At 59.0% G+C, this 10453-nt stretch carries 10 protein-coding genes; 5 read left to right on the top strand and 5 right to left on the bottom strand.

The window, feature by feature from the left end; all coding sequences use genetic code 11:
* On the top strand, positions 1–552 hold a 552-nt coding region (locus ACJWXQ_RS06080), incomplete at its 5' end, for a putative PEP-binding protein (RefSeq protein ID WP_406672373.1).
* A gap of 104 nt (positions 553–656) precedes the next feature.
* The gene (locus ACJWXQ_RS06075) at positions 657–1352 is read left to right on the top strand and encodes an AAA family ATPase (protein WP_406672372.1); all 696 of its coding nucleotides are present in this window, start codon (positions 657–659) and stop codon (positions 1350–1352) included.
* Between the two features lie 39 nt (positions 1353–1391).
* On the opposite strand, the gene ACJWXQ_RS06070 is transcribed toward ACJWXQ_RS06075, so the two are convergent.
* From ACJWXQ_RS06070 to ACJWXQ_RS06055, 4 genes are all read right to left on the bottom strand, one after another.
* Complete coding sequence (locus ACJWXQ_RS06070; protein ID WP_406672371.1) at positions 1392–1856, bottom strand: response regulator; 465 nt, start codon at positions 1854–1856, stop codon at positions 1392–1394.
* Positions 1846–4059, bottom strand: a complete 2214-nt coding sequence (locus ACJWXQ_RS06065) for an ATP-binding protein (protein ID WP_406672370.1) — start codon at positions 4057–4059, stop codon at positions 1846–1848. Before ACJWXQ_RS06065 ends, ACJWXQ_RS06070 begins: the two co-directional genes overlap by 11 nt.
* 19 nt (positions 4060–4078) lie before the next feature.
* Complete coding sequence (locus ACJWXQ_RS06060) at positions 4079–5062, bottom strand: exo-alpha-sialidase (protein ID WP_406672369.1); 984 nt, start codon at positions 5060–5062, stop codon at positions 4079–4081.
* A gap of 314 nt (positions 5063–5376) precedes the next feature.
* Complete coding sequence (locus ACJWXQ_RS06055) at positions 5377–7755, bottom strand: penicillin acylase family protein (RefSeq protein WP_346050521.1); 2379 nt, start codon at positions 7753–7755, stop codon at positions 5377–5379.
* A 203-nt stretch (positions 7756–7958) separates the two neighbouring features.
* On the opposite strand from ACJWXQ_RS06055, the gene ACJWXQ_RS06050 reads away from it, so the two are divergent.
* From ACJWXQ_RS06050 to ACJWXQ_RS06040, 3 genes are read left to right on the top strand one after another with little or no spacing between them, the layout of a single operon-like run.
* Complete coding sequence (locus ACJWXQ_RS06050; protein WP_406672368.1) at positions 7959–8486, top strand: gamma-glutamylcyclotransferase family protein; 528 nt, start codon at positions 7959–7961, stop codon at positions 8484–8486.
* A 21-nt stretch (positions 8487–8507) separates the two neighbouring features.
* Positions 8508–8918, top strand: a complete 411-nt coding sequence (locus ACJWXQ_RS06045) for an MAPEG family protein (RefSeq protein WP_346050523.1) — start codon at positions 8508–8510, stop codon at positions 8916–8918.
* Complete coding sequence (locus tag ACJWXQ_RS06040) at positions 8882–9499, top strand: biliverdin-producing heme oxygenase (protein ID WP_346050524.1); 618 nt, start codon at positions 8882–8884, stop codon at positions 9497–9499. The genes ACJWXQ_RS06045 and ACJWXQ_RS06040 overlap by 37 nt, the downstream gene beginning before the upstream one ends.
* 64 nt (positions 9500–9563) lie before the next feature.
* Here the strand turns inward: ACJWXQ_RS06040 and pyk are convergent.
* Positions 9564–10453 (bottom strand): pyruvate kinase (pyk, locus tag ACJWXQ_RS06035; RefSeq protein WP_406672367.1); only part of this gene is annotated, 890 nt, incomplete at its 5' end.

The following is a 10453-nucleotide window of genomic DNA, read 5'->3' as shown; positions in this document are numbered from 1 at the left end:
TTGCCGCTGGTCGCCACAACCCAGGAAGTCCTGCAGGCCCAGCAGATGATCGAAGTGGCCAAGCAAAGCCTGGATGCGCGCGGCCAGGATTATGACCCCGCCATCCCGGTGGGCGCCATGATCGAGGTCCCCTCTGCGGCCCTCACGGCCCATCAGATCGCCCGCCATGTGGACTTTCTTTCCATCGGCACCAACGACCTGATCCAGTACACCCTGGCCATCGACCGGGTGGATGATCATGTCAACTATCTCTACGACCCGGTCCATCCGTCGGTCCTCAAGCTGATCTCCAATACCCTGCAAGCCGGACGGCGTGCGGGCATTCCTGTCTCCATGTGCGGCGAAATGGCAGGCGACCCGCAGTACACCCGGCTATTGCTGGGTCTCGGGCTACGGGAGTTTTCCATGCATCCCTCGACCCTGTTGGAGGTCAAACGGGTGATCACTCGTACCCGCCTCGATGAACTGCGCGGCCGCACCCGAAGCTTCCTCCAGAACAGTGACCCTGCCCGTGCCCCTGACCTGTTACGACGGCTCAATGCAACGCATTAGCAGCCAGCCGCCCTGCAATTCCTCACGACTACTGCTAGTATCAGTTGGCTGGGCGGCAAAATGAGCGGGCCTTGAGGCCTGTCGAGCCCAGAGGGAGCCGGAAAATGATGCGCAGAATTGTTGTGATCAATCCCAAGGGTGGATGTGGCAAGACCACCATTGCCACCAACCTCGCCAGCTATTATGCCGTCGCTGGCCATCGGACCTCGATCATGGACTACGATGTCCAGGGTTCAAGCTGGCAATGGTTGCAGTTGCGGGGTCCGGACCGCCCCCATATCGATGGAGTGCGCGCTGCGGAGGCCGTACCGGGGGCTACCCGTGTCTGGCAGACCCGGCCGCCGGAAGGCACAGAACGCCTCATCGTGGATACACCTGCCGCCCTGGACTACCACCGACTGGTGGAGGCCACCCGGGGAGCCCAGGCGATCATCATTCCGGTTTTGCCTTCGAACATCGATATTCATGCCGCCTCCCGCTGCGTCGCCGACCTGCTGATCAAGGCCCGCATCAGTCGCAGAGGCGACCGCCTGGCAGTGGTGGCAAACCGGGTAAGGCGCCACACGCGTGTCTATGCAAAACTCGAGCGCTTTCTCAATAGTCTGGAAATCCCCTTTGTAACCACGTTGCGGGATACTCAGAACTATGTTCGAGCAGTCGAACAAGGCATCGGCATCTTCGAACTAGCAACGTCGGAAACGCAGAAAGACCGGGAACAATGGCAGGCGCTTACCGACTGGATAGAATCACGGCCCGTTCACCAACTGATTCATACGCGAAACCTAAAGACAAAACTGTAGAACTCTCTCCTCGAGCCGTTTCAATAGTAATACCGGGATTTAAGGGCTTTTAGCCTGGTTTACCCCCAACCAATACAAACCCAGCTGCCCCACGGCCTCCAGAAAGGCCTCGGAATCTATGGCTTTTTGCACATAGCTGTTGGCGCCCAGGGAATATGCTTCTGCCTTGTCCCGGTCTTCCGCAGACGACGTTAGCACCACAACGGGCAGGAAACGGTAGCGTTCGCTTGCTCGCAGCTTTCGAAGCACCTCGAAACCGTCTACCCGGGGCATTTGCAGGTCTAAAAGAACCACCACGGGAAGGGATGGGGGCGATGAAGCAGACTCACCTTCAAGGTGCAACATTTCAAGTGCTTCCACCCCGTCCCTGGCAACCCAGATCTCGTTACTAATACCACATTTTCGCAAGGCCCGAACGGTAAGATCTACGTCATCCTGGTTATCTTCAACCAGCATAATCGGCCCATCAGCGACTTCTGCTCGGCCCGCCATCTCACCGTTCATCTTCAACTCCTGGCTGCGAACACTGATTTACTCCGAAACCAAAGCAGAAAAGAAAGCGAGCACCGCCCCCCTCATCACTCTCCGCCTGGATCCAGCCCTGATGGCGCTCCATTACCCGTCTCACCGTGGCCAGACCAATGCCTGTACCCTCAAACTCCTGCCCGCTGTGAAGTCGCTGGAAAGGCTCGAATATCCGATCTACATAACGCTGATCAAACCCTGCGCCATTGTCCCACAACTCGAAACAGCTCCCCCCATCATCCCTTTTTACCAGCTTCAGTTCCACCCGGGGCTGCTCTTTCCCACGAGTAAACTTCCAGGCATTTTCTATCAGGTTTTCCAATGCCATCCTGGCCAAGGCTCGGTCGGCCGATACAGCCAATCCAGGCTCCACAAACCATGCTACCTCATGTTCCGGATTATTTTCCTGTAGCTCCAGGCAAATTTCCGACGCCAGATCACTGAGGGAGATAATTTCTACACGCAGGTCTGCCTGAGAGACCCGGGCAAGACGCAGAAGATCGTCTATCAGTGCTCCCATTCGACGTGCAGCCGCCCGGATCCGCTGAAGGTAGTTTCCTGCTGCCCCATCCAGCTGGGCTTCGAAATCCTCCTCAAGGGCCTGAGCAAAGCCGTCGATTGCCCTCAGCGGCGCCCGTAGGTCATGGGAAACCGAGTAAGAGAAAGACTCCAGCTCACGGTTTGCCAGCTCCAGCTCGCGAGTCCGCTCGGCGACTCGCCATTCCAGGGACTCGTTCAGCCTGAGTAAAGCTTCCTCCGCGTCAGCACGTGCACTGACGTCAACAATGAAGCTAAGAAAGGATTCGGGCTGCCCCTGGCTATCCCGAATAACCGAGGTATACCAGGCGCAGCTGAGCAATTGCCCATCGCGGGTCCAAACTCGAACCTCGTATTGTGGTCGCGTCCGGGGGTTAGATGTAATTGTTTCCAGATAACCGGACAAGCCCGGCCAATCCGGTTCATAGACAAACCGCCAATCAGACGGGTGATATCCAAGAACCTCTTCAGCCGCCCAACCAAACATGTCCTCGGCTCGAGCACTCCATCCTCTCACCCTGAAGTCCGGGTCCCACTCCACCACTGCCACAGGCGATTCTTCGACATGGAGCCTAAGGCGTTCAAGCGTTGTTCGGCGCTCTTCATCTGCCTGACGAAGATGGGCCTGCAAATCCCGAAATTCCCGACTCATTTCGGGCCGGCTCTCCCCATCTTTCAAGCTCATCCCATAGCGAATTCGCTCGATCTGTTTCAATAAGGGCGAAACATTGCCTCGCACAAACCGTCGACTAACCCAATAGGTCAATACCGCCGTGGTCAGCAATGCTGCAAATAACAGGATAAGAGATAGCTTAAGGTAACGAGCGGCCTGCACTTGATCGTCGGTGATTGGCACGGCGGCAACGGCATATACGCTCCCCCGCTCATCAAGTGAAACTTCATATGCCACGTGGCGGCGCTCCACCCCGTCCAGGCCTTCCATTACCAGACTGATGAACCCGTCCTGCACCTGTTCACGGAGCACTTGGGCACCGTCCACTCGGTGTCCAACCCAGCGCTCTGACTCGACATTTCGGAACAATACTCGTCCATCTTCATCCACCAATGTGAGGATATAGCTTTCCGGCAGCGCTGCCAGTGCCGGTGGGAGGATGCTTTCCACAGGGTCTAACGCTAAAAATACTACCGCCCCTTGCTTACCCGGAATTGCTCGTGCCACATGAATCACCGGCGACTCTCTGCCAGAATCAGCAAACGGAAGCATTGCATCACCAATGACCGTAGTACCCGCTGTCACGGCCCTACGGAAGAAGGATGCCTCACTCAAATCAGAGTCGGAATCCGCAATAAGTGCAGCACAGTCGACCGTACCATCTGCATCAATTACCCCGGCGTTGAAAAGATAGTCGGACTCATCAACAAGACGACGATAGTCCGGCTCGCATGGGGATACCGCAGTGGCATGCTCGGCGAGCACTCTCAGTAAGCTTCGTGCATACTCGAATTGGTTACCATGAGCGCGCGCAAGTGCATCAGTAATACGCTCGGCCTGTTGCAATCCTCGCTGTCTTTCGGCCGAATAAACCATGCTGAAGTAGACGATGAAAGATAGCAGGACAGGCACGACAGCCAAGATCACCACAATGAAGAGCTGACTGGAAATCGAGAGGCTGCCCAAACGCATGGCATCATTCTCCCCGCCATCACGGCGTTGCCGGTGCCCATCCATTCAGCCAGCCAGCACGCAGCCGACGTTCTCCATCAATGAGGGCGGTCCAGGCAAGCAGAATACCTTCTTCGGTAGCCACCGCCGCCGGTACCCCGCTGCTGCGGGCAGCGCTCAGCTCTGTTAATGGGCGTGCTGGGCCAAGACCGTTCTCCCCGGCTTCTCGCCCCATGATAATCGCGCCCTCATCACCTTCTTCCATCCAGAACAGCACTAAACCTTCATCATCCCCGGCCATGGCTACCCGACCCAATGGCCTTCCCTCGTCCACTCGTCTTGACTCTACGACTTGACTGCTACCTGAGTCATCGAAAGCAAAGCGGACTTGCCCGTCACCAGCGGCAGCGGTGTACCACAGGACGGCGCTTCTGTTGCCGACCGCTTGCGCCGCCGGGCCATTGACGGGGCACGCGGCAATATTCCAGCCATCGTCACGGACCGGGCGTCGCTCTGCTGCGTGTTCCGGTCTGACGGAATAAATATCACGGATTTCTTCTTCACTTCGATTGCGATAGAACACCCGCGGCCCATCACTCTCCAACACCGTCGCCGTCATGCAGCAGTCGCAGACTCGGTCATCCAGTTCCTCATCATGAACCGGCTCATTCTGACCTGGCTGAAAGCGTGCCCAGCGCAAAGTCATGCTGCCATTGCCATGAGAATGCCCCGAATGCCCATCCACCGTATGTCGGCCATCAAGCCAGCTAACGGCGAGTTCCCCCGTTGGCAATACCGTCGATGACAGGAAACCGTGCTCGGCCTGTCGTCCCTTCCCATGGAGGATGAAAGGCTCTCCCCAGCTCTTTCCACCATCCTTGGACCAGGCGGCGTGGATGTTGTAGTGATAGGTACCGGGCCCGCTTCTCACCAGCCAATGGGCAAACAGCCAGTCACCCACAGGCCGTACACCCGGGGTGTCCGCCCAGTTGGCGAACCAGTCCTCACCACTACTGACTGTCATCGGCTCGGACCACTCCACTCCATCATGCCGCGCAAACCGAAAAGCATGACCACCGTTCTCCTTGCCTGCCAGCCACGAGAGGTAAACCTGCCCCGAATCATCGACCGATAATCTGGGTGCAAAACTCTCCGAATCCGTCACGGGAAGGTCGATCTCATCCAGCGCCAGCGGGGGCTCCGCTTCACCGCAACCTGATAAGGACAGCAACGCGGCGATCAACAGGAGCAATAGCCCGCCATAAATCCTGTGGCTAAGGGATGACGGTACGGCCTCAGACCTTGAGCCAGTGGGTCGACTGTCCCGGGTTTCATGTCTCATTTTGGCCTCAGTTGCAGCTCATATTGGGGGTCACCGGGGAGGAAAGGGCTGGACCTCCCGGACTTCCAGTCATCATGCCCCATACGGTACCAGGGTGAAAGAAAGTGACCGCTTTGGCCTCCGGGCATATGAAAGATCCCTGATTGTTCATCTCCGGGGCTGACCACCATTCTCTGAGAGGCACCAAAATTCCCCAACTGCACTCTGGGTAGATTGCTGTCGCCCGGCAGGGCCGCCGGGGTCAGATTCAGCCAGCGCCGGAGCAGTGGATTCATGCTTCCGAAGGGGTGCTGGATTTCAACCCGGTTTCGCTCGCCCCAGGAAACCAATTCCGTATCCGAATTCTCCAGGCCATGATTGTCGATCACGGCATCCATCGCCGATACCAGCAGCGCCTCCCAATCGTCATCCTCAGGCGGCAAAAGATGAGGGGGTTGAACCTCCAGGAGGCTGCGCACTGCTCGCTCCCGCTTCAGGATGGGGCGCATGTCGAAATCCGGATGGGCCTTGAGCACCGGGTGCAGGAGCGGCCCCAAAGCCCGGCCATGAACCGCCTGACGGAAATCCCGCAGCAAGGGATAGCCGGTCGATTCGGGCCAGGCATGACCATGCCAGCGGGCCACTGCCTGGTGGAAACGATCCCTGCCGACAGTGGACTCCCCGGCCCGCACCGCTTCCAGGGCCAGTGGGACCCATTCATAAAGCAACCGGGCTTCGTCATCGAGCTGGATGGCCAACATATCGGCTTCATCAAAGCTTTCCTGCTCGAACAGGCGGTCACGGATCTGCCGCTGGCGGGCAGCAATGGGGTACCCCCCGTCACCCACTTTTTTCAGATCCTCTCCCCCGGCGACCCGCGCATTGGCCGTCCAGAGACGCTGATGATCGGGACGCAAAAGGCGGGGATAGTCGGCGGCTGGCAACCAGCCACCCTTGAGCTGGAACTCGCTGGAAAGGGGTAGGGGCTCCCCGGGCTGCTGCCAGTTTCCCCGCCTGGGAATCCGCCCCGCAATCGTCCAGCCAATGTCACCAGCGGAATCCACCATGAGGATGTTCTGGGGCGGCATACCCAGTGCGGCAGCCGCCTTGCTCGCCTCTTCAAGATCCCGCGCCTGGTAAAGACCCAGAAAATCCATATTGAGGGCGCCCGACAGGGCACCGTTCCAGACCAGCACATGTTCATCGTCGCCGGCGGTCGACACCACTGGTCCCCACTCGGTCCAGGGGTAATGCACAAGGCGATCCTCACCGCCCCGAACTCGAATCCGTTCCTCATGTTCTTCAATGGGAGCACTACCTCCGGGTCGGCGGTAATGGCCCGGCGAATCATCGTCCGGCTCATGGCGCTCGAGGCGCACCCGGGTCGACCACTCGCCGTAACTGTTAGTAAAGGCCCAGGCCACCCAGCCATTGCTACCTGCGATAATCCCAGGCGTTCCCGGCAGACTGACGCCACTGAGATTCAGCTGCCGCTCACCGTCCAACTCAAGGCGAAGTCGGTACCAGGTATTGGGCAGTGACAGGCCAAGATGCATATCCCCGGCGAGCAAGGCGCGACCATCCGGCCCCAGCTCGGCACTTACCGCCCAGTTATTGCTGCCCACCAGAGGTTCTTCGCCACGGAAGAGCCGCCACGGATCGGTCACCACATCCTCGAACTGACGAGTATCCAGGGCCTCGACCGAGGGCACTGGCGGTAGCGCCGGATAGGGCTCCTCGACGATGGGGGCATCCATGGGGTCGGCAGGGTCAAGCAGAAAGGCCAGCACCTCGCTGGGTAGGGCATCCGCCATCTGTGCCATTCGCAGACTACGCATGGCCCGCTGATCGGTGAGATAGAAGTACATGGCCAGGTTTACCAGCAGGCTATCGGCTTCCTGCCAGGGCTCGGGACGGGTGCGCAGCAGCCAGTATTCAGGCGGCCGGGCTGCCAGGGCCTCCAGGCCGGCATTGACCCCCTCGGTATAGGCACCCAACATGGCCCGCTCTTTTGCGCTCAGGTTTTCGAGTGCCTGTTCGGCCAGGGCACGGCCCCGCCAGCGGCGACGCTCCCGATCAAAATCCACTGCCACCTCACCGAACAGGGCCGCCATTTCACCCGCGCCCGAACGTCGCAGGGTGTCCATCTGAAAAAAGCGAGACTGGGAATGGATGAAACCGCTGGCACGGACGAGATCATCCAGGTCTGCCGCCTTGATGGTGGGCACACCCTGCGCATCCTTATATACCGTGACCGGGGCCGTGAGTCCGGGGACCGAGTAAGCACCATCTGTGAGCGGCAGGCTGGCGCGCAATAGCAAATAGGCCACTGCGATCAGCAGGGCCACCGTCAGGCCCAATCCGCCCACACCCCATATCATGATGCGCTTAACCATCGCCTCCTCCTTCGGTGCCTCACCGGGATTCTGGCACAAGCTGCGGGCGGGGGCGATTCTCTGGCGAATCCAATTAGTCGCATCAATGACCAAACTGACCGACGAACGGGATCAATCCTTGCCGAGAAACCGGCTCCGTGCTTATTCTTGGCGGGTCAAAACCACTCGGCCGGCTCAGTAGACGCTGAATCAGGGGGGCTCGAATGCTTGTCTTCCAGTATGGCTCCAATCTTTCTTCCCGACGCCTGAACAGCCGCCAGCGGCTGGGCGGCGCCGCCCGTGTCGTTGGCATAGCCCGTACCCGACACCCCTATCAATTCTGCTTTCCAGTCTGGGGTGGCATCAACGATTGCGCTGCCGCCGGCATCCTGCCCGGCGGTGAACGGCCCGTCTGGGGGGTGGTCTATGACATTCCACATCACTTCGTTGTTCGAAGCGAAACCGCCGACCATCCCACACTGGATGCCATAGAAGATGAGGGGCGGGATTATTGGCGGGGCCCCGTGGAACTGCTCAGCGCAGATGGCAAGGATTTCCCCGAGAACATCCAAACCTATCACCCCCGCCAGCCTCGTCAGGACCTGGTCACCCAATGGCACTATGTCCGTCATATCCTTGAGGGTGCACGGGAACACGCTCTGCCGCCGGATTATCAGAACCATCTGGTTGCCTGTATGCTGGACAATAATCCGAACCTGAAAACCCAACTGAACGAGACCGCGACACTCTGATCCAGCCTTGAGGGGACAAACATGATCTGGCTACCGGTAAGCAGTCTTTATGCGGGCCTGGGAGCATTGTTGTTGCTTGCCCTGGCCGGCCGTATCCCGCCCCTGAGGCGACGCCACCGGGTTGGCATCAACAGTGGTGGCCGAGAGGATATCGCCCTGGCCATGCGCGCCCACGCCAATGCGGTAGAGAACCTGCCATTGGGGCTGCTTCTGCTCGCCCTGCTGGAAATTCAGGGCATTCACGTTGGCTTTTTGCATTTACTGGGTGGTGGCCTGCTGCTGGGGCGCTTCCTGCATGCCTGGGGCCTGAGTCGCTCTGGCGGTATCAGTTTTGGTCGCTTCTGGGGTATGGTTCTCACCTGGTTGTCACTGATCATAATGGCGGGAATGTTGCTATGGCTGGCGTTGCCTCTGAGTCAGGGACAGACCTGAGTCATTACCTGCTATCGGAGACCGCTGAGATCAGGGAGCGTTTTGAGCGCAACCCCCTGTTCGTCCGCGCCTTCGCGGATCTTGTGGAGCCCCATGCCTACCGCAATCTTCTTGCTGCCTTTCACGGCTACTACCTCATCCTGGAAACCCTGATTCGACGCCGCCAGCAGTGGCTCATGGCCGGGCTGGCAAAGCTTCGGCTCAATAAGGCTGCGTGGCTGGAACAGGACCTGCAAGCACTCGGTGCCATGCCCGGCCCCGCCGCGCCACTGGCCCTTTTGCCACGCATTCAGTGTCTGCCGGAGGCGGTTGGCGCCTGCTTCATGAGCGAGTACATCGCCTGGAACGGGGAAGTGGTGGAGAAACACCTCTGCCTGGCCCTGCCGCAGCACTGTCGTGATGCGATCCGCTTCGTTACCGCCTATGGTCGCAGCCGGCACATGCAATGGCAGCGCTTTCTGGACTGGCTGGATGGTAACCACTGGTCAGAGGAAGACGAGCAGTTGATGCGTCAGGCCGCATGGCAGGGTTTCTCGGGCCTGGACGAATGGCTACGCTGCTCACTTGAGAGAAAACAGTGAGGGGCAAGGGTGAGGGGTTCAGGAGTCGAAAAGAATCTTTTCCTAACCCCTAACCCCTAACCCCTTAGACCCTGAGAATCTTCATCGCATTGGTCCCTCCGGCCACGCCTTCAAAGTCACCCTTGGTGAAAATCAGAAGCTCTTTCTTTTCCACCGCCCCCATGTTCACCAACACATCCGCTGCATCCTCAAGAATTTTCTTGGGATCATGGTGGAGGATGTCGTAGGGAACGGGATAAACCCCTCGATACAGGGTGACCCGCCGCCGGGTTCGCTCATGGCGCGTCAAGGCATAAATGGGAATGCCGGAACGGATTCTGGACATCCAAAGCGGGGTGGAGCCTGATTCGGTCAAGGCAACAATGGCACGCACATCCAGGTGATTGGCTGTATACATGCTGGCCATGGCAATGGCTTCGTCAATCCGTTCAAAGCGGCTATCCAGACGATGCCGGGAGCGCTGTGTCCGGGGTTGCTTCTCCGCGCCGACACAAACCCGCTCCATGGCCTCCACCACGCGCACGGGATACTGCCCCGTCGCCGTTTCCGCAGACAGCATGACGGCATCAGTGCCATCCATGACCGCATTGGCCACATCCAGCACTTCCGCCCGGGTAGGTCGCGGCTGGGTAATCATGGATTCCATCATCTGAGTGGCCACAATGACGACCCGGTTCAGGTCCCGAGCCTGGTGGATGATCATTTTCTGGACCGCCGGCAGCTCCGCGTCGCCGATCTCCACCGCTAGATCGCCACGAGCCACCATCACCCCGTCACTGGCCATAATGATTTCATCGATAGCTTCTACCGCCTCGGATCGCTCGATCTTGGCGATAATGCCGGCCTGGCCGCCAGCTTCTCTCAGCAAGGAACGGGCCTGATCCACGTCCTCGGCGGAGCGGGGAAAGGAGATTGCCAGGTAATCCACATCCAGATCCGCGGCGGTACGGATAT

Origin of the sequence: Natronospira sp. (assembly GCF_007134575.1) — a bacterium.
GTDB classification, from domain to species: domain Bacteria; phylum Pseudomonadota; class Gammaproteobacteria; order Natronospirales; family Natronospiraceae; genus Natronospira; species Natronospira elongata.
Note: the sequence above shows the minus strand (reverse complement) of the source record. Positions and strands in the feature narration are given on the sequence as shown.